The following is a 21,030-nucleotide window of genomic DNA, read 5'->3' on the forward strand; positions in this document are numbered from 1 at the left end:
GCCAACAGCGCGGCGACCAGACATCCAGTGACGATGCCGAACGTCAGGTCCTCGAATACGGTCAGGCCAAACGTCGGGATCAGCACCGCGGCGCTGCGCCAATCCGTGATCAGATGCAGGAACGCCTCTTTCTCCGCCATGTACCAGCAGACCACGACCAGCACGCCGGCCAGCGCCGAGAGCGGGATGTAGCTCGCAAGCGGTGCGGCAAGGATCATGAACGACAGCAGGAAGGCCGAATGCATCATGCCCGAGAGCGGGCTGCGCGCTCCGGCGCGGATGTTGGTCGCGGTGCGCGCGATCGTGCCGGTGACGCTGATTCCGCCGAACAGGGCGGACGCGATATTGGCGATGCCTTGCGCCACCAGCTCCATGTTGGAGCGGTGCTTGCGGCCGGTCATGCCGTCGGCGACCTTGGCCGAGAGCAGGCTTTCGACGCCGCCGAGCAGCGTGAAGGAAAGTGCCGACGGCAGGATCTGCAGCAGCAGACCTGACGAGATCCCGGGTAGATGCGGCACCGGCAGGCCGCGGGGAATCTCGCCGAAGCGGCTGCCGATGGTTTCGACCGGCAGATGCAGGGCGAGCGCTGCGATCGCGGCCAGCACGATCGCGATCAGCATCGCCGGCCATGCCGGCCGCCAGGCGCGCAGCGCGAAGATCAGCGCGGCCGAGCCGGCACCGACCGCGAGCGCCGGCCAGTTCAGCGTCGGCAGCGCATGGCCGAGGGCTGCAAGCTTGGGCAGAAACGGGCCGGGCTCTGCGCCTGCCAGGGTCAGTCCGCCGAGGTCGCGCAGCTGGCTCGCCAGGATGGTCACCGCGATGCCGCAGGTGAAGCCGACGGTCACCGGATGCGGGATGTAGCGGATCAGCGATCCCAGTCCCGACGCGCCGATCAGCGTCAGCAGCAGGCCGGACACCAGCACGGCGAGCACCAGGCCCTCGATCCCGAACTGCGCGACGGTTGCCGCGACCAGCACGATGAACGCGCCGGCCGGTCCGCCGATCTGAAACCGGCTGCCGCCGAGCGCCGAGACCAGGAAGCCGCCGACGATCGCCGTGAACAGTCCGCGCTCCGGCGTCACGCCCGAGGCCACCGCGATCGCCATCGACAGCGGCAGCGCCACCACCGCGACCGTCAACCCGGCGATGACATCGTGCCGGAACGCGGCGAGGCCGTAACCTTCGGTCAGCGTGGTGACGAGCTTGGGGCGATAGAGATGTGCCGTGGAAGAACCGTCAGGCATGCGTGTCACCGCGTGGACAGATTTTGAAGCGAGGCCGGCCCGCGCTGCGGGCTGCGGGACGAGGATGCAAAGGTGGGCGGCTGGAGGTCATCCGGCGATCTTCCGGTAGACCGCCGCGGCCTGGCGCAGCAGCTGGCTCTTGCGCTTGCGCTCATGCTCCTTGCGGCGCTTCGCCTTGCGGCGGCGCTTCTGCAGCTCGCGCTCGTCGGCGTTCTCGACGAGCTCGCGGCGAACCTCGTCGTCGTTCAACTCGCCGAGCAGCTGCTGTCCCTTGCGCAGATGCTTCAGCACGGTCCGCCACGACGCGTAGACATCTTCGGGCAGGCCGCCTTCGGAGAATTCGATGGCATAGCGCAACCGCTTGCTGGCGAGCCTGACGCGGTGCCGCTTGGTCTTGCCCATGCCCTGCAGCCCGCGGCTCTTGCGGCGCAGCTTCTCGTGCCAGCGCGCCAGTCGCTGCGCATGAAACGCCGCCACCGGCACGGCCCGCCGCTGCGCGGCGTGGCGGTCCTGGCGCGCGGTCCAGGGGCCGCTGCCGACCCAGTCCCACATGCCCTCGAACCATTGCCGGTAACGCTCGCTCTGCAGCGCCTCCTTCAGCGCCTCGAAGGCATCGGCCCGCGCCGTCCTGAACATCGGCTCTTCGGGCGAGCCCTTGCTGTTGTCGATCGCGACGTCGAGATCGCGCGTTGCGCCGAGATGGGCGCTCAGCCATTTCAGCTCGGTGCGCAGCCGCGTCCATTCGGTATCCGCCACCATCGGGCCGTAGAAGGCGATCGTGGCCTTCAGCCGCGTCAGCGCGATGCGGGTGTGGTGGAGCGCGGTGGGGTCGCCGGCCTGGACACCCGGATGATTGGTCGCGACCTCCTCGAGACAGTCCGACAGGATCAGCCGAAACGCGGTTTCGCAACGCATGGCCTGGCTCAGTTGGCGCGGCCGTTTCGGGCGGACAGCACGCTCCTTGGCCGGACTTGCCGCTAACGTCATCACTCTCTCTTGAACCTAAATCGGTAAGCCAAGTCGGGTAAGCCAAGTCGGTAAGCAAGTCGGCACCGCAGCGCAACACGCGGCATCCCAGGCGGGAACATTTCCCGTTTGATCGATCCGGATCAAGCGCTTTCTGACATCGATCCGCTCAACGCCAGTGCAGCGGCCAAAATCTCGCAACCGGGACGAGCAGTTGCGGCGAAAACCTGGCGAGTGCACAGGGCGCGATGGCGTTGGCGCCCATCGTCGCATCGGCTATTTCGGCGGTCGGTCCGCGCCCGCCTGTGTCAGCGCCTCGCTGCTCCTGCGTCGCGGCAGTGCTGCGGCGATATTGCGTTCGGTCAAGTCGATCAGCCGGTGCATGGCCGCGCGTGCGCCGGCGGGATTGCGCGCCCAGATCTCGTCGAGCACGGCGCGGTGATAGGGCAGGCCGCGGCGCGGCGCGGCGGGATTGTGCATCGACAGTTCCAGCGACACCCGGATGCCGGCTTCCATCGTTGCGGCGAACGCCACCAGGAAGTCGTTTCCGGTCGCCATCAGGATGGCACGGTGAAAGCGCAGGTCCGGCTCGGCATAGGCCGAGCGGTCCATTCCGGCGGCTTCCATCTCGCGATAGGCGCGCTCGATCCGCGCGAGATCGGAATCGGTCGCGCGCTCGGCGGAGATTGCGGACGCCTCGGGCTCGACGATGCGGCGCATCTGCATCAACTGCCGGGCGAACTCCTCGCGCGGCTGGTCCGCCCAGGTCCATTCCAGCAGCTCGGCATCCATCATGTTCCAGTTGAGCCGCTCGCGCACATGCGTGCCGGCCTTCTGCCGCGCGGCGATCAGGCCCTTGGCCTTCAGCACCGACAATGACTCGCGGATCGAGGTGCGGCTGACATCGAATTGCGCGGCGAGCTCGATTTCGCGCGGCAGCGTCCAGCCTTCCCGCCAGGTGCCCGTCACGATCAGCCGCGCGATCTCGCGGGCGACATGGGGGTTGGACGGGCGCGCTTCAGCCGCTTTGGGCAAATCGGGGTCCTCAGCTTTGAGGCAATATTGTCTGCTTTATTGTGATGCGATGTCAATTATCCATTGAAACAAGCTTCAAAACGTATCGCACGTGCTTTTGACAGATGATTTTATGTCGGTCATATTCTCCAAAAATCTTATCGGGAGGGCGTACCCATGACCGGCCTGAAACCGCGCCAAGCCTCGACCGTCAGCCGCCGGACGCTGCTGCAGGCTGGCGCCGCCTCACTCGGCGCTGCGGCTTTTCCGGCGCCGCTGATCGCCCAGAGCAAGCCGTTCGCCGGGATCACACTGCATGGCGCCTCGTTCCAGCATCGCTTCTTCACGCTGCTGCAGGACTACATTCCCGAATTCGAGGCGCAGACCGGCATGAAGGTCGATCTTCAGCTCTCGGCCTTTCCGGTCTACAACCAGCAGGCCAATCTCGAATTGTCGTCGGGCGGATCGGCGTTCGATTTCGTCAACGTCACCTTCATCCTCGCCGCGCGCTGGGTGGCGGCCGGGCTGCTCGCCAATCTCGACGAGTTCACCGGCGATCCGAACCTGACGCCGGCGGAGTGGAATCCGAAGGATTTCGTCGACGGCGCGCAGGTGCCGTATCGCGACGCCAAGGGCGCGACCTACGGCTATTCCTGGGAAGGCGGCGCCATGCTGATGGGCCTGTCGCGCATGGACCTGATGGAGAAGAAGGGGCTCAAGATCCCGAAGACTTTCGCCGAGCTGCAACAGGTGACCAGCGAGATCAACGGCACCGACGGGGTCAACGGCATCGTCTCGTTCCAGCTCCATCACTGGTGCTTGCCGCCCTACATCCAGGGTTTTGGCGGCAACATCTTCAAGAACCCGCCGGCCGACATCATGCCGACGCTGAACACGCCGGAGACGATCCAGGGCATCGAATATTACGCCAACCTCCTGAAGAACGCGCCGCGCGGCGTGCTGACCTACACCGAGGACCAGGCCCGGCAGTCGCTGCTGACCGGGCGCTCCAACATCTTCATCCATTCCAGCGCGTGGGTGACGCCGATCCTGCTGTCCGACGAGAGCAAGGTGAAGGACACCTCGCGCGTGGTGCGGATGCCGGCCGGGCCCGTGCACGACCATCCGGCGTCGAACAGCCAGGGGCTCGGCATTCCCAGGAACGCCAAGAACAAGAAGGCCGCCTGGGAATTCATCAAATGGGCGCTCAGCCCCGAAATATCGCTGCGCATCGTCAAGGAACACGGCCATTCGTCGGTGTGCCGGCGCTCAATCATCACCAGCGAGGCCTATCGCAAGCTCAACACCGTCAACGGCCAGGATCTCGGCGCGCTCTATCTCGATGTACTGGAGCTGCCGGCGAAGGGCGACAATTACATGGCCTATCGCACGGTGAAGGAGTTTCCGATCGTCGGCGACGTCCTCAACAAGGCGTTCGAACAGGTCGCGACCGGCCAGGCCAGCGCGCCTGACGCGATGAATGCAGCGCAGGAGCAGGCAATCGCCAATCTGCGCCGCGGCGGAGCCAAACTTTGAGGAGCGTCGGGATCGACGCCGAGCGCCGCAGCTTCCAGCGCTGGGCGCTGGCGCCGAGCCTGATCGTGCTGTTCGTCGTGGCGGTGTTGCCGGCGCTGTATCTGCTGATCACGAGTCTGACGCCATTCCAACTCGCCGAGCCCGGAACGGCTACGGACTTCAGCGCGCCATTCCGCAATTATGCCCTGCTGCCCGGCGATCCGCGCTTCGTCAATTCGCTGTGGGTGCAGGCCAAGCTGTCGTTCTGGAGCGTGCTGTTCCAGGTCGTGCTCGGCATGTTGCTGGCGCTGCTGCTCAATGCGCAGTCACGCTTCGTCGAACTCGCGCGCAGCTTGTTCCTGATTCCGATGGTGTTGCCGCCGATCGTGGTCGCCGTGATCTGGAAGCTGATCTACTCCCCCGACATCAGCCCGCTTTATTATGCGGCAAGCCTCCTCAATTTTGCGATGCCGTCGCTGACCTCGAGCGTCCGGTTCGCGCTGACGTCGATCGTCATTGCCGACAGCTGGGAATGGCTGCCCTTCACCTTCCTGATGGTGTTGGCGGCGCTGCAAACCATCCCGGACGAATATTCCGAAGCCGCGCTGGTCGATGGCGCCAACCGGCTGCAGGTCTTCTGGTACGTCACGCTGCCCTTCATCACGCCGATCCTGGTGATCTCGGGCATGTTCCGCCTGATCGACAGCGTGAAGGCGTTTCCGCTGATCTTCCTGTTGACCGGCGGCGGGCCGGGCACCGTCACCGAGGTGACGAACTACTATGCCTATCTGCTGGCATTCGATAGCAACGAGATCGGCTATTCGAGCGCGGTGACGATCGTCATGCTGCTGCTGGTGGCCTCGATCAGCCTCGGCCTGGTCTGGATGGGCCGCCGCCGCGAGGCGATGGCATGAGCGGAGTGGCCGGACGTAAGCCGGGCGCGGCACGGCTGGTCGCGATCGGCGTCACGCTGCTGGTGATGCTGTTGCCGTTCCTGTGGCTGTTGCAGATGAGCTTGAAGTCCAACGACCAGATCCTCGAATTCCCGCCGCCTCTGATCTTTACGCCGACGCTTTCGAATTACAGCTCGCTGTGGCACAGTACGTTCCCGGCGTCGTTCCTCAACAGCCTGCTCAGCGCATCGTTCTCGACCGCACTGGCGCTGCTGCTCGGGGTTCCTGCGGCCTACGCGCTGTCGCGCTGGGCCGGGCGCGGCAAGCACGCGCTCGGTTTTGCGATCCTGGTGACGCGGATGGCGCCGCCGATCGCGTTCACGATTCCGTTCTTCCTGTTCTATCGCTGGATCGGCCTGCTCGACACCGTGACCGGGCTGGTGCTGGTTTACACCAGCTTCAACCTGCCGCTGACGATCTGGATGATGCAGCCGTTCTTCGACACCGTGCCATCGTCGCTGGAGGAGGCGGCCCTTGTGGACGGGGCGCGGACCCGCGTGGTGTTCACCAAAATCGTGCTGCCGATGGTCGCGCCCGGGATCGCGGCGACCGCGATCCTGTGCTTTCTCTATGCCTGGAACGATTTCTTCTTTGCGCTGATCCTGACCCGCACCCATGCGCGCACCGCGCCGGTGGCGGTCGTCAATTTCATGAACTATGAAGGCTGGGAATGGGGCAAGATCGCCGCCGGCGGATCGCTGGTGATGGCACCGGTGCTGATCTTCTCGCTCGCGGTGCGCCGCTATCTCGTCAGCGGGCTGACGGCGGGCGCGGTGAAAGGATGAGATGATGAACGCATTTTGGCGAGGCCGGCCATGAGCGACAGTCACACGCTGCGCGGTGAGGCGATCGCCGCCACGATTTCGGCGCAGGGTGCAGAACTGGTGTCACTGCGCAATGTCGAGGGCGTGGAGCTGTTGTGGCAGGCCGGTCCGCAATGGCCGCGCCACGCGCCGATCCTGTTCCCGATCGTCGGCAAGTTGAAGAACGACACACTGCGCCACAACGGCAAGACCTATCCGATGATGCAGCACGGCTTTGCGCGCGACCGCCGCTTCGCGTGGCTGGAGCAGGGACCGCGTTCCTGCAAGCTTGCTCTGTCCGACGACGGCGAGACCCGCGCGCGCTATCCATTCGCGTTCCGGCTCGAGGTCACCTACAGCGTCGATGGCCCCGATCTCGACGTCGCCTTCGACATCATCAACAGCGGCGATGAGATGCTGCCGGCGTCGCTCGGTGGACATCCCGCCTTCAACTGGCCGCTGCACGCGGGCGTGCCGAAGGACGCCTACGCGCTGGCCTTCGCGCATGATGAGCCCGCGCCGATCCGGCGGCTTGAGGGTGGACTGATGCGGCGGCAAGGCGAACCGAGCCCCGTCAGGGGCCGGACGCTCGCATTGTCGGAGGCGCTGTTCGATGCCGACGCGATCATCCTCGATCATGTCGCCAGCAGATCGGTCCGCTTCGCGGCCGCCGATGACCCGGCGATCGAGATGTCCTGGAGCGGCTTTCGCGAGCTCGGCATCTGGTCGAAGCCCGGCGGCGCGCCGTTCCTCTGCATCGAGCCATGGCACGGCTTTGCCAGTCCGATCGAATTCGATGGCGAGTTTGCCGACAAGCCCGGCCTGATGCACATCGCTCCCGGCGCGCGGCAGTCGCTCAACTATCGTATACGGGTGCGCTGACCGGTCGCGGCCGCGAGTAGGTCAATGCGCCCCGCGCGTGCTCAGCACGCTGGTGATCCCGCTCATTGAGGGCGGGTTCTCATGTGCCCAGGCTTCATGCGCGGCCAGATCGCGGTAGTGCTCGGCCATGCGCAGCAGCCGCTCGCGGATGCCGGGTTCTTCCTCGCCCTTGGCCTGCTCGGCCAGTTGCGCGGCGCGTTCGAGCAGCACTTTCGGATCGATCACGACAAGCTCCAAATCGGGTTTTCGCCTGACGGATAACGGCCGCAGGCAAGCACAGTTCCCCGCACGGTTTGATGACAGCGCCGGAATATGCCGCGCTTGTCGCGATCAGTTGAACGCCATGCCGCCGCTCATCGCGATGGTCTGCCCGGTCATGTAGGGATTGCCGACCAGGAGCATCACGGCCTGCGCGACCTCGTCGGCGGTGCCGAAGCGTCCGATCGGGATCCGGCTGACCAGCGAGCTTTGTCCCTTCATCATGTCGGTCTCGATCAGCGACGGCGCCACCGCGTTCACCGTGATGCCCTCCTTGACGAGACGCGCGGCATAGCCGCGGGTCAGGCCCTCGATGCCGGCTTTCGAGGCATTATAATGCGGCCCGATCGAGCCGGCGCCGCGCGCAGCACCGGAGGAGATGTTGACGATGCGGCCCCATTGCTTGGTGCGCATCATCGGCAGCACGGCCTGCGTGCACAGGAACGCCGATTTGAGATTGACGGTGATGGTGCGGTCGAAATCGTCTTCGGTGAGATCGTCGACGCCCTTGACGATCGCGATCCCGGCGTTGTTGACGAGGATGTCGATCGGGCCGAGCTCGGACTTTGCGCGCTCGACCAGATCGGCGACAGCGGCGGTCTCTGAGACGTCGGCCGTGATCGCGATCGCCCGGCCGCCGGCTGCGATGATGCCCTTCGCCAGCGTCTCGGCCTCTGCGGCGCGCTCGCGATAATTGATCGCGACGGCGGCGCCGGCTTCCGCGAGCATCTTGACGATGGCGGCGCCAATGCCGCGCGAGCCTCCGGTCACCAGGGCGACATGTCCGTGCAGGCTGCTTGTCGTCATCGCGATCTCCTTCTTTCTGTCAGGTTCGCAAAGGGCGGCGCGCGACGCAACGCAACCCCGCTCAAATCTGCGTTGCCGGGGACGCCCGGCGACGAAAACCGGTCGAAAAACCGCAAGTAATCGCCGAAATCGGCCTTGCGTCCGGCGCGGGCCGGCGGCAATGGTGGGGTATCATTCCTGCCAAGCCCACCCACGAGAGATCGATGAGCAAACTGATTGTCCATGCCGGCGACTTCACCTTTGACGCCCGTTTCGAGGAGCAGCTGGCGCCGAAGACGGTCGCCGCGTTCCGCAAGGCGATGCCGTTCGAGAGCCAGGCGATCCATGTGCGCTGGAGCGGCGAGGGCGTCTGGATGCCGCTCGGCGATCTCGATTTCGGCGTCTCCTACGAGAACCACACCAGCTATCCGGCGCCGGGCCAGATCATCCTCTATCCCGGCGGCATCAGCGAGACCGAGATCCTGCTCGCCTATGGCGGCGTGCATTTTGCCAGCAAGATGGGCCAGCTCGCCGGCAACCATTTCATCACCCTGACGTCGGGGCTGGAGAACCTCACCGCGTTCGGCAAGGCCGTGCTGTGGAAGGGCGCGCAAAAAATCCGCTTCGAGGAAGTCTGATGTGAGCGAGAACGGCTACCCGCGCGATCTCCGCGGCTACGGCCGCAATCCGCCCGACCCGAAATGGCCGGGGCAGGCGCGTGTCGCGGTGCAGTTCGTGGTCAATTTCGAGGAAGGCGGCGAGAACAACATCCTGCACGGCGACCGTGCCTCGGAGGCGTTTCTGTCGGACGTGCTGGGCGCGCAGCCCTGGGTCGGCAAGCGTCACGCCAATATCGAATCGATGTTCGAATATGGCTCGCGCGCCGGCTTCTGGCGGCTGTGGCGGATATTCACCGAACGCAAGCTGCCGACGACGGTGTTCGGCGTCGCGATGGCGCTGAAGCGCAATCCGGACGTGGTCGCCGCGATGCAGGAGGCGGGCTGGGATATCGCCAGCCACAGCTTGCGTTGGGTCGAGCACAAGGACATGACGGAGGCCGAGGAGCGCGAGGAGATCGCGCGCGCCATCGCCGTCCATACCGAGGCGACCGGCGCGCGGCCGCTCGGCTGGTACACCGGCCGCTCCTCGATCAACACGCTGAGGCTTTTGATGGAGGCCGGCGGCCTGCGCTATCTCTGCGACTCCTATGCCGACGATCTGCCATATTGGATCAAGTCTGCCGGCACCGAGCCGCATCTCGTGATCCCCTATACGCTCGATGCCAACGACATGCGCTTCATCAACCCGCAAGGTTTTCCCGGCGGCGACGAGTTCTACACCTATCTGAAGGACAGCTTTGACGTTCTGTACGCCGAGGGCGCGACGCGGCCTGCGATGATGTCGGTCGGCCTGCATTGCCGCGTGGTCGGCCGTCCCGGCCGCGCCGCCGCGCTGATGCGGTTCCTCGATTACATCCAGAAGCACGAGCACGTCTGGATCCCGACGCGCCTCGCGATCGCCGAGCACTGGCACGCCAATCTGAAGCATCTCGCGGAACAGGCGTTCGAGATCGGCTGACCTTGGACCCATTTGTGTCGCCCGCACGGTTCCACTGCATCTCGGGATGCGCCGGCTGAATTGCTGCGTTGCACAGACGTCAGAAGCGATCCCGGACTCCACGCGTTAGCAGCGCTGGAGCAGGCGGGATCGCATGCAAGACATCATTGCCGAATTGGAACATACCTTTCGCTGGGTGCCGGACTGGGTTGTCGGCCTCGGCCTGATCACGGGCGCGATCGTCGTCGCGCTCGTCATCCACTCGATCGCGCAGCGCCTGGGACGCCGCATGTTCAGCCCGAGCAACGCGGTGGCGCCGCTGCTGCTCGACCGGATATCCGGCCCGTCGCGGCTGGCGCTGTGTCTTGCGGCCGTCGCACTGGTGCTGCCATTGGCGCCGCTCAATGACATGCTGCGTCAGGCGTTGAGCCATTTCTTCGGCATCGCCGTCATCGCGCTGGTCGGCTGGATCTCGATCCGCGTCACCGAAATGGTGTCTGCCCGATATCTGGATAAATTCCGTCTCGACGTCGCCGAGAATTTCCTGGCGCGCAAGCACGTCACCCAGGTCCGTGTCTTCAAGCGGGTCGCCGACACGTTGATTGTCGTCATCGCAGTCTCCACCGCGCTGATGACGTTCGATTCTGTGAAGCAATATGGCGTCAGCCTGTTCGCCTCTGCCGGCGCTGCCGGCTTGATCGTCGGTCTTGCGGCAAGGCCATTGCTCAGCAATCTGATCGCCGGCGTGCAGATCGCGGTGACGCAGCCGATCCGGATCGAGGATGCCGTGATCATCGAGAACGAATGGGGCTGGGTCGAGGACATCGCCTCGACCTATGTCGTGATCCGTCTGTGGGATTGGCGGCGCATGGTGGTGCCGCTGTCCTACTTCATCGAGCGACCGTTCCAGAACTGGACCCGCGACGCGCAGTCGCTGATCGGCGCCATCGCGCTGCATGTCGACTACAGCGCCGACGTGCCGGGAATCCGGAAACGGCTGGAGCAGGTGGCGAAGGAATCCCGGCTGTGGGACGGCGCGGTGGTCAATCTGCAGGTGATCGATACGCATCCGCGCACCATCGAGCTGCGCGCGCTGGTCAGTGCACGCAACGCGCCGCAATCCTGGGACCTGCGCTGTGAAATCCGCGAAAAGCTGCTGGCGTTCATCCGCGACGAGATGCCCGATGCGCTGCCGCGCGACCGCGCCATTCTTGCGCCGGCCGCCGACGGCTTTGGCAAAGCATTCCTGCGCGGCGGTCCACCGCGCGAACGGGCAGCCGCATCGTCGCCGAATTGATCAGCGCCTTGCCTAATGCCCCGCCATGTGCCGGCCGATCTCGGTAAGGTCGGCCTCGCTGGCGCGGGCTTCGTGGACGAACTGGCCGTGGAACATCACCACCAGCCGATCCGATAGTTCCAGCAGCTCGTCGAGGTCCTCGCTGACCAAGAGCACCGCGGCGCCGCGATTGCGTGCGGCCATGACCTCGGCGTGGATCTGCGCCACCGCGGCGAAGTCGAGGCCGAAGCAGGGGTTGGCGGCGATCAAGACCTCGACGTCGCCGGAGAGCTCGCGCGCCAGCACCGCACGCTGCACATTGCCGCCCGATAGCGCCGCGATCGGCGTCTCCGGCGTGCGGGTCTTGATCTTGTAGCGGCCGATCTTTCGTTCGGCATCCCTGCGAAACGCGGATCTATTCAGCCACCAGCCGCCGCGCGCGAACGGGGCGCGGTCGAATTCGCGGAACGCGATGTTGTCGGCAACGCTCATGCCGCCGACGCAGGCATTTTTCAGCGGCTCCTCCGGCAACAGTGACATCTTGTGTCGCCGCATCTCCTCGCGGCGGGCCGAATAGGCCTCGCCTTGGACGCGGATGACGCCGCTCTCGGCCTCGCGCTGGCCGGCCAGCACCTCGACCAGCTGGCGCTGGCCGTTGCCGGAGACGCCGGCGATGCCGACGATCTCGCCGCTCTTCACCGTCAGCGACACGCCATGCACCGCGATCGCGCCGGCATCGTCGAGCGCGGTCAGCTTGTCGAGCTCGAGCCGTGGCGCGCCGGCGTCACCGGTGCGCGGCGGCTGCACCGTCAGTTGCTCGGCGCCGATCATGGTGCGCGCCATTTCGTCCGGCGTCAGCTCTGAGACCTTGCCGGTGCCGGCAAGCTTGCCGCGGCGCAGGATCGTGACCTCGTCGGCAAACGCCATCACCTCGCGGAACTTGTGGGTGATCATCAGAATGGTCAATTCGCCCGCCACCACCATGGCGCGCAGCATGCCGAGCACCTCGTCGGCTTCGCCCGGCGTCAGCACCGAGGTCGGCTCGTCCAGGATCAGGAAGCGGCGCTTCAGATAGAGCTGCTTGAGGATCTCGCATTTCTGCCGCTCGCCGGCCGAGATGTCGGAGACCCTTGCGTCGAGCGGCACCTTGAACGGCATCCGCGCCAGGAACGCTTCGAGCTCCTGCTTCTCCTTGCGCCAGTCGACCATGGCGGGCACGTCGTCGCGCGCCAGCACCAGGTTCTCGGCGACCGTCATCGCCGGCACCAAAGTGAAATGCTGGTAGACCATGCCGAGCCCGAGCGCATGCGCGTCCTTCGGGTTGGCGATGGTCTGCTGGCGATCGCCGACGATGATCTCGCCTTCGGTGGCGTGGTAATAGCCCATGATGCATTTCACGAGCGTGCTTTTGCCGGCGCCGTTCTCGCCGAGCAGGGCATGGAACGAACCGGGGCGCACCTTCAGTTCGACATTGTCGAGCGCTGCGAAATCACCGAATTTCATCGTCATGGCGATAGCGTCGACGCCGAACGCGCCAGACGGGGCGGGCGGCTCGCCGACGATCACGACAGCGCCCCGATCAGGTCGGCCGACGTCGCCACCGCGCCGAACACGCCGCCCTGCATCTTGATCATCTTCAGCGCGTGGTCGTGGTTGCTGCGATCGGTCGCGCCGCAGCAATCCTCGATCAGCACGCATTCGAAGCCGCGGTCGTTGGCCTCGCGCATCGTGGTGTGGACGCAGACGTCGGTGGTGATGCCGGTCAACACGATGTTCTCGATGCCGCGCAGCCGCAGCATCAGCTCGAGATCGGTGGCGCAGAACGAGCCCTTGCCGGGCTTGTCGATGATGGGCTCGCCCGGGAGCGGCGCCAGTTCGGAGATGATCTCCCAGCCGGGCTCGCCGCGCACCAGGATGCGGCCGCACGGCCCGGGATCGCCGATCCCGGCGCCGATCTGCCGCGAGCGCCAGCGCTTGTTGTCGGGCAGGTCGGCGAGGTCCGGCCGGTGGCCCTCGCGGGTGTGGATGATGTGGAAGCCCTGCGCGCGCATCACGGCAAGCAGCTTCTTGATCGGCTCGATCGGCGCTCGGGTCAGCGACAAATCGTAGCCCATCTTGTCGACATAGCCGCCGACGCCGCAGAAATCGGTCTGCATGTCGATGATGATCAACGCGGTGTTTTGCGGACGCAGGTCGCCATTGTAGGGCCAGGCGTAGGGTTCGGACTTGAGGGTGCGCTCGGGCATGGACGATCTCGCAAACCTATCGGGTGATGGACAATTCGGCCGGCGCGCCGGTCAGCGTGCGCTTCGGCGAGCAGGTGATGATCATGATCGCCAGGGTCAGGATGTAGGGCGCGGCGTTGAACAGGTGATAACCGGAGGTGATGCCGACTGATTGCAGGGCAGGGCCGAGTGCCGCGGCGCCGCCGAAGGCGAGCGAGGCCCACAGGCAGAGCATCGGATTCCAGCGCGCGAAGATCACCAGCGCCACCGCGGTGATGCCCTGTCCTGAGGAGAGGCCCTCGTTCCAGCTGCCGGGATAGAACAGCGACAGGAACGAGCCGCCGATGCCGGCGAGGAAGCCGCCGACCATGGTGGCGCGCAAGCGAATCAGCAGCACCGAATGGCCCATCGCGCGCGCCGCGTCGGCGCTTTCGCCGGCGGTGCGGATCAAGAGGCCCCAGCGCGTAGTCCGGAACGCCCAGGTGAGCAGCGGCGCGATCGCGACGCCGATCAGGAACAGCACGTTGATGCGCAGCGCCGCGCGCACCTGCGGGATGTCGCTCCACCAGCCGAAATCGATCGCCGGCAATCTTGCCGCGGTCGGCTCGATCAGCGGCTTGCCGAGGAAGAAGGCCAGCCCGGTGCCGAGCAGCATCAACGCGATGCCGACTGCGATATCGTTGACCCGCGGCAGCGAGCAGATGCCGGCATGCAGCGCGCCGAACAGCGCACCGGTGATGCCGGCGGCAAGCACGCCGAGCCACGGCGAGCCGGACAGGTAGGAGATGCCATAGGCGCTCATCGCGCCCATCACCAGCGTGCCTTCGAGGCCGAGATTGATGCGGCCGCTTCGCTCTGTGATGCATTCGCCGAGGCTGACGAACAAAAACGGCGTCGAGACGCGGATGGCGCCGCCGAACACGGCGAGCGGAACGGTCCAGAGCCCGAGCGATGCATCCGCCATGTCAGCTCTTTCCCTTCAGGAAGCCGATCCGCCCGTAGAGTGCATCGCTTGCGAGCACGAACACGAAGATGATGCCTTGCAGCACCAGCACCGAGGCGTCGGGCAGGCCGAGCCGGCGCTGCAGCAGCCCGCCGGAGGCTGAGATGCCGCCGAGCAGGATCGCCACCGGAATGATCGCGAGCGGATTGTGCCGCGCCAGGAAGGCGACGAGGATGCCGGTGAAGCCGTAACCCGCCGCAAGGTTGGCATTGGTGCGGCCCTGTACGGCCGCGACCTCGATCATGCCGGCGAGCCCGGCGCAGCCGCCGGCGAGGAAGCAGATCGTCAGGATCAGTTTGCTGACGCCGAGGCCCACGATCTTCGCGGCGCGGATGTTGCCGCCGGCGACGCGCGCGGCGAAGCCGAAGGTGGTGTGGAAGATCAGGATGTAGGCTGCGATCGCGGCGACCAGGCCGAACACCAGGCCCCAATGCACGTCGGTGCCGGGAATGCTGCCGATCATATTGGCGGCGCCGATCTCCCGCGTCGACGGCTTGTTGAGGCTCGCCGGATCGCGCATCGGCCCCTCGACCAGATGGTTGAGGATCGCGAGCGCGATGTAGACCAGCAGCAGGCTCGAGATCGTCTCGTTGACGCCGCGATACTGTCGCAGGCCTCCTGACAGCGCGATCCAGAGCCCGCCGCCGATTACGCCCGCGACCACCATCGCGATCTGCACCACGATCGGCGCCGCGCCTTGCACGGCCAGCGCTGCCGCGGTTGCCGACAGCGCGCCGATCAGCAGCGCGCCTTCGCCGCCGATGATCACCATGCCGAGCTGCGCCGGCAGCGCGGTGCACAGTGCGGTCAGGATCAAGGGTGCAGCCCGGGTCAGCGTGTTCTGCCAGGAGAACCAGGTGCCGAACGCGCCGTAATACATGTAGAAATACAGATCGAGCGGGTTCTTGCCATAGACAGCGACGAACGCCCCGAACACCGCGAGCGCGCCGACCAGCGCCGCGCCCGGGATCAGGATGTATTCGATACCAGCGCCGTAGCGCTGGAGGAATCCGGGATCGGCGGCCGGCGCGACGGCGACTGCGTCGACCGATTCCGCCGTGTCCGTGGTCACGCGGTGGCTCCGATCACGCCCTCGACCAGATAGTCCATCTTCTCGAGTTCGGGATCCTGCTGGCCGCGGTCGGTGCCGGCCGCGATCACGGTCTTGCCCTTGTTATCGACCAGCGGCCCCTTGAAGATCGTGTAGCCGTTGGCCATGAACTTGGCCTTGACCTCGTCGGCGTGCTTGCGCGCCTCCGCCGAGACCATGTCGCCATAGGGCGAGACCTTGACGATCTCCTCCTTGAGGCCGCCGCGATAGAAGTTCGGGATCGGTTCTCCCGCGGTGATCATCTTGACGAACTTCGGATAGAGCGCTTCCCAATTCCATTCGGCGCCGGTGAGATAGGCCTTCGGCGCCAGCGGCGACTGGTTGACGTGATAGCCGCACACCATCGCGCCGCGGCGCGCGGCGTTCTCGACCATGGTCTTGGGGCCGTCGACATGGCAGGTCAGCACGTCGATGCCCTGGTCGATCAGGCTGTTGGTGGCTTCGGCCTCCTTGACCGGCATCGACCAGTCGCCGGTGAAGATCACCTGCGTGGTGGCCTTCGGATTGGCGAGCTTGGCCCCTAACGTGAAGGCGTTGATGTTGCGCAGCACCTGCGGGATCGGCTTGGCCGCGACGAAACCGAGCTTGCCGCTCTTGGTCGAATAGCCGGCGACGATGCCGGAGATGAATTGCGCCTCGTCGATGTAGCCGAAATAGCTGCCGGCGTTCTTCGGGTCCTTGTCGGACCACAGGCCGCCGCAATGCTCGAAATGCATCTTGGGAAACTTGGCCGCCATCTTGAGGACGTGCGGATTGTAGTAGCCGAAAGAGGTCGGAAACAGCAGCGAGGCGCCGTCGAGGTTGATCATGGACTCGATGGTCTTCTCGACCGCATCGGTCTCCGCCACCTTCTCTTCCTCGACCACCTTGATGCCGGGCAGCTTCTTCACGGCAGCCGCGCCCTGCGCGTGCGCCTGGTTGTAGCCGTAGTCGTCGCGCGAGCCGACATAGATGAAGCCGACCGTGGTCTCCGCCGCGGCCGCGCCGCGGATCCCGAGCCCGCTGCCCAATGCCAGCGCCGCGCTTCCCTGCAACAAATGCCTTCGTGAAATCCTGCCGAAATCCATCGCCTGCTCCCCTCCGGCGGTCCAGCCGCCTGTCGTTTTCGCCAGCCGCCGCAACGGCGGCGCGAATAGGGATGTCGCAAGCTTCGTGCCAAAGCGCATTCGGTGGTCATGGGGACCTAATGGGCTGGAGAATAACGACAATCTCGACTGCTCGGAATTGGGGCAAGAAGTAATTGCTTAAATATTAGGCGATCAAGCGCCGTTGTATGCAATGCCGTTAAGCAGCCGCTAACCGGCGGCTGGGCGAGCGCTGGCCGGTTGCGCGCGACCCGCGACGGCGTGATTTGCCGGCTGGTGAATCGGGGTGGGCCTGCTACGAGTGAGGGGCGTTGCGGGACCGTATTTGCAAGCGGCCCACGCACTGGAAGAGCATGAGCGAGATGGAAACAGCAGCCGGCCCCAAGCAACCGTCGCTCGGCCATGAGATCGTGGCGCGGATCAACGAGCTGGCCGCGATCTCCGAGACGCCGGAGCATCTGGCGCGCGTGTTCCTCACGACGGAGCATCGCAGGGCCGCCGATCTCATCCTGTCCTGGATGCGCGAGGCCGGCATGAGCGCGCATCTCGATGCGATCGGCAATGTCTGTGGCCGCTACGAGGGCGAGCGGCCGGGCCTGCCGGCGCTGATGCTCGGCTCGCATTACGACACCGTGCGCGATGCCGGCAGATGGGACGGCCCGCTCGGCGTCCTCACCGCGATCGCCTGCGTCGCCGATCTCAATCGGCGCGGCAAGCGATTGCCGTTCGCGATCGAGATCGCGGGCTTTGCCGACGAGGAGGGCGTCCGCTTCGCCTCGACCCTGCTCGGCAGCCGCGCCATCGCCGGCACCTTTGACGAAAGCGTGCTCGCGACCCGCGACCGCCAGGGCATCTCGATGCGCGGCGCGCTGCTCGCCTTCGGGCTCGATCCCGATCATATCGGCAAAGCCGCGCGCGCCCGCCGCGAGCTCTCCGGCTATGTCGAGCTGCACATCGAACAGGGCCCGGTGCTCGAGGAAAAGGGCCTGCCGGTCGGCGTCGTCAGCGCGATCGCCGGCGCGACGCGGCTTGCGGCCAATCTCACCGGCATGGCCGGCCATGCCGGCACCGTGCCGATGCCGCTGCGGCGCGACGCGCTCGCGGGCGCCGCCGAATGCATCGTGGCGATCGAGGCGTTCTGCAAGACCGATGAAGCGGGCCTTGTCGGCACCGTCGGCTACATCACCGCGATGCCCGGCGCCACCAATGTGATCCCGGGCAAGGTCTCGTTCACGATGGACATCCGCTCGCAGAGCGACATGCATCGCAAGCGCGCGGTCGCCGACATCGTGCGGCGGATCGAGGCGATCGCCAGGCGCCGCGAGCTCGCGTTGCAGATCGACGTCACCCACGAGAACCGCAGCGTGCCTTGCGCGCCCTGGCTGAAAGCGCAGATCGCGGACGCCGTCGCGGGCGAGGGATTCCCCGTCTTCGAGCTGCCGAGCGGGGCCGGGCATGATGGCATGGCGATGGTCGACGTCGCCGACATCGGCATGATCTTCGTGCGCTGCCGCGGCGGGATCAGCCACAATCCGGCCGAGCATGTCGAGCTCGCCGACGCCGACACCGGCGCGCGGGTGCTGTTGCGGTTTGTCGAGAATTTCCGGCCGCAGGCGGCCTGAGCGGCGTGGCGATTCCGCCATCCGTCATTGCGAGGAGCGAAGCGACGAAGCAATCCATCCATCCGCGTGTGCGGGGCGATGGATTGCTTCGCTTCGCTCGCAATGACGGGAGAGGCAGGGATTCAGGCCCTGTAGGATGGGTAGAGCGAAGCGAAACCCATCACCGCACGGCCGCAAAATGATAGGTTTCGCTACGCTCTACCCATCCGACCGACGATCGAGATTTTCGCGCTCGGGTGAGTTGCTGTCCGGGCAAAAGAAGAAAACTCTCCCCCGACCGCCTACCGGAAAATGCCGTTCCAATCCGGCGTTACAAAAGGCAGTCCGCTACCCTTGCTTCCGGCCCCCGCATCGCGACATCTTGGACACGTTCCAAAAGGTCCCCACGATGAGCCAATCCGCCTACGATCCCTTCGGTGAGCCGGTCCCCGCGGCCGAGCCTTCGGGTGCGAACGCGCGCGCGTCGCAATGGCTGAAGACGGCGGGCACCAGCGTGTTCTGGGTGCTGGTCGTGGGCATCGTGCTGGCGCGGGCGGTTTATTTCGAGCCCGGCGTGTTCAGCTTCGAGCGTGCCGTTGCCTGGGCGCAGGGTCTGTTCGCCGCGATCTAGCCGCGGGCTTCGTGCCGCGCGTCTCCCGGATAATCCCCTCGAATGCAACCGCGGCCGGAACGTCCAGTCGTCCCGGCGATTTCAGTTGCCAGAGCGTGCGCTCGATCTGCACGTTCTTGATCGGGATCACCTTCAATTTCCCCAGGCTGACCTGATCATCGATCGTCGCGATCGACACGATCGCGACCCCGACGCCGGCGGCCACCGCCTGCTTGATCGCCTCGGTGCTGCCGATCTCGAGTGTGCGCTGCGGCTCGACGCGGTGGCTGGCGAGTGCCTGCGCGACCACCTCGCGGGTGCCCGAGCCGGGCTCGCGCACGATCAGGATCTCGTCGGCCAGCAGTCGGATGTCGATCGGGCCGGCCGCCGCAAAACGATGATCGGGAGCCGCGATCAGCGCCATCACGTCGGTGCGCCAGGCGGTGCTGACCAGATTCTCGTCCTCCACCGGCCCCTCGACCAGCGCGATTTCGATCTCGTGCCCCAGCATCAGGCTGGCGATATCGCTGGTGTTGGCGCTGACCACATGGAGATCGATGCCGGGAAAGGCGCGATGAAACACGCCGAGATATTCCGGGATCATGTAGGTCGCGATGGTCGTGCTGGCGCCGATCCGCAGCGAGCCGCTGTCGAGATTGCGCAATGCCTGCAATTCGTCCTCGGCAGCGCGTTCGGCCGCGAACAGCGCCTCGGCGTGGCGAGCGAGCGCGGCGCCTTCCCGCGTCGGCCGCACTCCCTTCGACGTGCGGTCGAGCAGGCGGCAGCCGACCTGCAGCTCGAAATCCCGCACGCCCTTGGAGATCGCCGGCTGGCTGATGTGCAACAGCTCGGCGGCGCGGGAGAAGCTTCCAGTCCGCGCCACGGCAGCGAACAGGCGGAGCAGATGCAGGTTGAGGGACATAACTTCTCTTCATTGGGGCAGTTCGAAAAGATATTAGCCAATCGGGCCGGTCTGGCGCATAAAATCTTCTCTGAAAAGAGGATTTCGTGCCGGAACCAGCCAAAGGCCAAGGGGGCAAGCAAGCGCAGAAGCAGGGGGCGCTGAAGCGCGCCTTTCTGCTCATTCCAGGCATCCTGCTCTGCGGGGTGATCACGGTCATCGCGCTCGGCATCCAGGCCGCCGAGGAGCGCGTCTTCGACCACCCCTACATCGAGGCGCTGGTGGTCGCGATCCTGCTCGGCATGGCCGTGCGCACCGCCTGGCAGCCGTCGGAGCGCTGGCGCTCCGGGATCGCGTTCAGCGCCAAGCAGCTGCTCGAGGTCGCCGTGATGCTGCTCGGCGCCTCGATCAGCTTTGCGGCGATCGTGGCGTCGGGCGGGCTCCTGATCGGCGCAATTGTGGTGACGGTCGTGATCATGCTGGCGGTAAGCTATGGTCTCAGCCGGATGCTCGGGCTGAAGGCAAAACTCTCGATCCTGATCGCGTGCGGCAATTCGATCTGCGGCAACTCGGCGATCGCAGCCGTGGCGCCGGTGATCGACGCCGACGGCGACGACATCGTCTCGTCGATCTCGTTCACCGCGATCCTGGGTGTGCTGATGGTGCTCGGCCTGCCGCTGCTGATCCCGTTGCTCAAACTGACGGCGACGCAATACGGCATCCTCGCCGGCCTTACGGTTTATGCCGTGCCGCAGGTGCTGGCAGCGACGGTGCCGGCCGGCATCGTCTCGACTCAGATCGGCACGCTGGTGAAGCTGGTGCGGGTCCTGATGCTGGGCCCGATCGTGCTCGGCCTCTCGCTGTTCGTGGCACGCCGCAAGCGCGAGGCCGGCACCGCGAAGGCCGCGCCCATCAGCCCGTTCAAGCTGGTGCCCTGGTTCATCATCGGCTTCCTGCTGCTGGCCGCGCTGCGCTCGTTCCAGCTCGTGCCTGACGTGGCGATCACGCCGGTGACGAAGATTGCCGCTGTTCTCACCGTGGTCTCGATGGCGGCGCTCGGACTCGGCGTCGACGTGCGGGTTCTGTCGACGGTCGGAGGGCGCGTGACGGCGGCCGTCACGCTGTCGCTCATGTTGCTGCTGGGCTTGAGCATCGGACTGGTGCACGTCTTCAAATAGCAGTGACGATTTGCAGGGTAGGCATTGGCGCGCCAGTGCCCGCCGCATCTTGTATTCGTCGT

General features: G+C 65.7%; 20 protein-coding genes and 1 pseudogene. 10 read left to right on the top strand and 11 right to left on the bottom strand.

Annotated elements, in window-relative coordinates; all coding sequences use genetic code 11:
- Positions 1-2: 2 nt before the first annotated feature.
- The 3 genes and pseudogenes from IC762_RS09915 to IC762_RS09925 all read right to left on the bottom strand — a co-directional run.
- A pseudogene (locus IC762_RS09915) lies at positions 3-1,244 on the bottom strand (SulP family inorganic anion transporter); the annotation flags it as partial.
- A gap of 87 nt (positions 1,245-1,331) precedes the next feature.
- The gene (locus IC762_RS09920) at positions 1,332-2,159 is read right to left on the bottom strand and encodes a CHAD domain-containing protein (RefSeq protein WP_195788616.1); all 828 of its coding nucleotides are present in this window, start codon (positions 2,157-2,159) and stop codon (positions 1,332-1,334) included.
- Between the two features lie 327 nt (positions 2,160-2,486).
- Entirely contained in the window at positions 2,487-3,245 is a 759-nt protein-coding gene (locus tag IC762_RS09925) for a FadR/GntR family transcriptional regulator (RefSeq protein WP_195788617.1), read from the bottom strand.
- A 156-nt stretch (positions 3,246-3,401) separates the two neighbouring features.
- Between IC762_RS09925 and IC762_RS09930 the strand changes: the two genes are divergently transcribed.
- Genes IC762_RS09930 through IC762_RS09945 form a run of 4 tightly spaced genes read left to right on the top strand, consistent with a single transcriptional unit; the run spans position 3,402 to position 7,377 of the window.
- Positions 3,402-4,760, top strand: coding sequence for an ABC transporter substrate-binding protein (locus IC762_RS09930; protein WP_195788618.1), 1,359 nt, complete (start codon positions 3,402-3,404; stop codon positions 4,758-4,760).
- Positions 4,757-5,653 carry a carbohydrate ABC transporter permease gene (locus IC762_RS09935; protein WP_195788619.1) on the top strand — a complete coding sequence of 299 codons (897 nt, stop codon included), beginning with the start codon at positions 4,757-4,759 and terminating at the stop codon, positions 5,651-5,653. Before IC762_RS09930 ends, IC762_RS09935 begins: the two co-directional genes overlap by 4 nt.
- A complete protein-coding gene (locus tag IC762_RS09940) occupies positions 5,650-6,477 on the top strand; it encodes a carbohydrate ABC transporter permease (RefSeq protein WP_195788620.1) in 828 nt (275 codons plus the stop codon). The genes IC762_RS09935 and IC762_RS09940 overlap by 4 nt, the downstream gene beginning before the upstream one ends.
- A gap of 30 nt (positions 6,478-6,507) precedes the next feature.
- Positions 6,508-7,377, top strand: a complete 870-nt coding sequence (locus IC762_RS09945; RefSeq protein ID WP_195788621.1) for an aldose 1-epimerase family protein — start codon at positions 6,508-6,510, stop codon at positions 7,375-7,377.
- 21 nt (positions 7,378-7,398) lie between these two features.
- On the opposite strand, the gene IC762_RS09950 is transcribed toward IC762_RS09945, so the two are convergent.
- Together IC762_RS09950 and IC762_RS09955 are read right to left on the bottom strand one after the other, a co-directional pair.
- Complete coding sequence (locus IC762_RS09950; protein ID WP_195788622.1) at positions 7,399-7,602, bottom strand: hypothetical protein; 204 nt, start codon at positions 7,600-7,602, stop codon at positions 7,399-7,401.
- Positions 7,603-7,707: 105 nt separating this feature from the next.
- Positions 7,708-8,442, bottom strand: a complete 735-nt coding sequence (locus IC762_RS09955; RefSeq protein WP_195788623.1) for an SDR family NAD(P)-dependent oxidoreductase — start codon at positions 8,440-8,442, stop codon at positions 7,708-7,710.
- Positions 8,443-8,645: 203 nt separating this feature from the next.
- On the opposite strand from IC762_RS09955, the gene IC762_RS09960 reads away from it, so the two are divergent.
- The 3 genes from IC762_RS09960 (at position 8,646) to IC762_RS09970 (ending at position 11,275) form a co-directional block, all read left to right on the top strand.
- The gene (locus tag IC762_RS09960) at positions 8,646-9,059 is read left to right on the top strand and encodes a DUF3830 family protein (protein ID WP_195788624.1); all 414 of its coding nucleotides are present in this window, start codon (positions 8,646-8,648) and stop codon (positions 9,057-9,059) included.
- 1 nt (position 9,060) lies between these two features.
- Positions 9,061-9,999 (top strand): allantoinase PuuE, encoded by a 939-nt coding sequence (puuE, locus tag IC762_RS09965; protein ID WP_195788625.1) that lies wholly within the window; start codon positions 9,061-9,063, stop codon positions 9,997-9,999.
- A 133-nt stretch (positions 10,000-10,132) separates the two neighbouring features.
- Positions 10,133-11,275 carry a mechanosensitive ion channel family protein gene (locus IC762_RS09970; RefSeq protein ID WP_195788626.1) on the top strand — a complete coding sequence of 381 codons (1,143 nt, stop codon included), beginning with the start codon at positions 10,133-10,135 and terminating at the stop codon, positions 11,273-11,275.
- A 12-nt stretch (positions 11,276-11,287) separates the two neighbouring features.
- Here IC762_RS09970 and IC762_RS09975 read toward each other — a convergent pair whose 3' ends face one another.
- The 5 genes from IC762_RS09975 to IC762_RS09995 are packed head-to-tail and all read right to left on the bottom strand — an operon-like array spanning position 11,288 to position 16,660.
- Positions 11,288-12,820, bottom strand: a complete 1,533-nt coding sequence (locus IC762_RS09975) for an ABC transporter ATP-binding protein (protein ID WP_195788627.1) — start codon at positions 12,818-12,820, stop codon at positions 11,288-11,290.
- Positions 12,817-13,500 carry a biuret amidohydrolase gene (gene biuH, locus IC762_RS09980; protein WP_195788628.1) on the bottom strand — a complete coding sequence of 228 codons (684 nt, stop codon included), beginning with the start codon at positions 13,498-13,500 and terminating at the stop codon, positions 12,817-12,819. Before biuH ends, IC762_RS09975 begins: the two co-directional genes overlap by 4 nt.
- 16 nt (positions 13,501-13,516) lie before the next feature.
- A complete protein-coding gene (locus IC762_RS09985; protein ID WP_195788629.1) occupies positions 13,517-14,443 on the bottom strand; it encodes an ABC transporter permease in 927 nt (308 codons plus the stop codon).
- A gap of 1 nt (position 14,444) precedes the next feature.
- On the bottom strand, positions 14,445-15,554 hold the full coding sequence (locus IC762_RS09990) for an ABC transporter permease (protein ID WP_195788630.1): 1,110 nt from the start codon (positions 15,552-15,554) through the stop codon (positions 14,445-14,447).
- A complete protein-coding gene (locus IC762_RS09995) occupies positions 15,551-16,660 on the bottom strand; it encodes a BMP family ABC transporter substrate-binding protein (protein WP_195788631.1) in 1,110 nt (369 codons plus the stop codon). The genes IC762_RS09990 and IC762_RS09995 overlap by 4 nt, the downstream gene beginning before the upstream one ends.
- Positions 16,661-17,031: 371 nt before the next feature.
- Between IC762_RS09995 and IC762_RS10000 the strand changes: the two genes are divergently transcribed.
- Both IC762_RS10000 and IC762_RS10005 read left to right on the top strand, forming a co-directional pair.
- A complete protein-coding gene (locus IC762_RS10000; RefSeq protein ID WP_433995885.1) occupies positions 17,032-18,300 on the top strand; it encodes an allantoate amidohydrolase in 1,269 nt (422 codons plus the stop codon).
- Positions 18,301-18,688: 388 nt separating this feature from the next.
- Complete coding sequence (locus IC762_RS10005; protein ID WP_195788632.1) at positions 18,689-18,910, top strand: hypothetical protein; 222 nt, start codon at positions 18,689-18,691, stop codon at positions 18,908-18,910.
- Here IC762_RS10005 and IC762_RS10010 read toward each other — a convergent pair.
- Complete coding sequence (locus tag IC762_RS10010) at positions 18,858-19,811, bottom strand: LysR family transcriptional regulator (RefSeq protein WP_195788633.1); 954 nt, start codon at positions 19,809-19,811, stop codon at positions 18,858-18,860. The two genes, IC762_RS10005 and IC762_RS10010, sit on opposite strands and share 53 nt — an antisense overlap.
- Before the next feature lie 86 nt (positions 19,812-19,897).
- Here IC762_RS10010 and IC762_RS10015 point away from each other — a divergent pair, with 86 nt between their 5' ends.
- Entirely contained in the window at positions 19,898-20,968 is a 1,071-nt protein-coding gene (locus tag IC762_RS10015) for a YeiH family protein (RefSeq protein ID WP_433995886.1), read from the top strand.
- The last annotated feature ends 62 nt before the right edge of the window (positions 20,969-21,030 follow it).

It is taken from the genome of Bradyrhizobium genosp. L (genome assembly GCF_015624485.1).
Classification (GTDB): domain Bacteria; phylum Pseudomonadota; class Alphaproteobacteria; order Rhizobiales; family Xanthobacteraceae; genus Bradyrhizobium.

Bases quoted from the DNA above. Each gene is read 5' to 3' on its own strand.
- IC762_RS09960 (WP_195788624.1), top strand. From the start codon at position 8,646: ATGAGCAAACTGATTGTCCATGCCGGCGACTTCACCTTTGACGCCCGT.
- IC762_RS09995 (WP_195788631.1), bottom strand. From the start codon at position 16,660: ATGGATTTCGGCAGGATTTCACGAAGGCATTTGTTGCAGGGAAGCGCG.
- IC762_RS09985 (WP_195788629.1), bottom strand. From the start codon at position 14,443: ATGGCGGATGCATCGCTCGGGCTCTGGACCGTTCCGCTCGCCGTGTTC.
- IC762_RS09945 (WP_195788621.1), top strand. From the start codon at position 6,508: ATGAGCGACAGTCACACGCTGCGCGGTGAGGCGATCGCCGCCACGATT.
- IC762_RS09930 (WP_195788618.1), top strand. From the start codon at position 3,402: ATGACCGGCCTGAAACCGCGCCAAGCCTCGACCGTCAGCCGCCGGACG.
- IC762_RS09940 (WP_195788620.1), top strand. From the start codon at position 5,650: ATGAGCGGAGTGGCCGGACGTAAGCCGGGCGCGGCACGGCTGGTCGCG.
- IC762_RS09970 (WP_195788626.1), top strand. From the start codon at position 10,133: ATGCAAGACATCATTGCCGAATTGGAACATACCTTTCGCTGGGTGCCG.
- IC762_RS10005 (WP_195788632.1), top strand. From the start codon at position 18,689: ATGAGCCAATCCGCCTACGATCCCTTCGGTGAGCCGGTCCCCGCGGCC.
- IC762_RS09920 (WP_195788616.1), bottom strand. From the start codon at position 2,159: ATGCGTTGCGAAACCGCGTTTCGGCTGATCCTGTCGGACTGTCTCGAG.
- IC762_RS10010 (WP_195788633.1), bottom strand. From the start codon at position 19,811: ATGTCCCTCAACCTGCATCTGCTCCGCCTGTTCGCTGCCGTGGCGCGG.
- IC762_RS10000 (WP_433995885.1), top strand. From the start codon at position 17,032: ATGAGCGAGATGGAAACAGCAGCCGGCCCCAAGCAACCGTCGCTCGGC.
- biuH (WP_195788628.1), bottom strand. From the start codon at position 13,500: ATGCCCGAGCGCACCCTCAAGTCCGAACCCTACGCCTGGCCCTACAAT.
- IC762_RS09955 (WP_195788623.1), bottom strand. From the start codon at position 8,442: ATGACGACAAGCAGCCTGCACGGACATGTCGCCCTGGTGACCGGAGGC.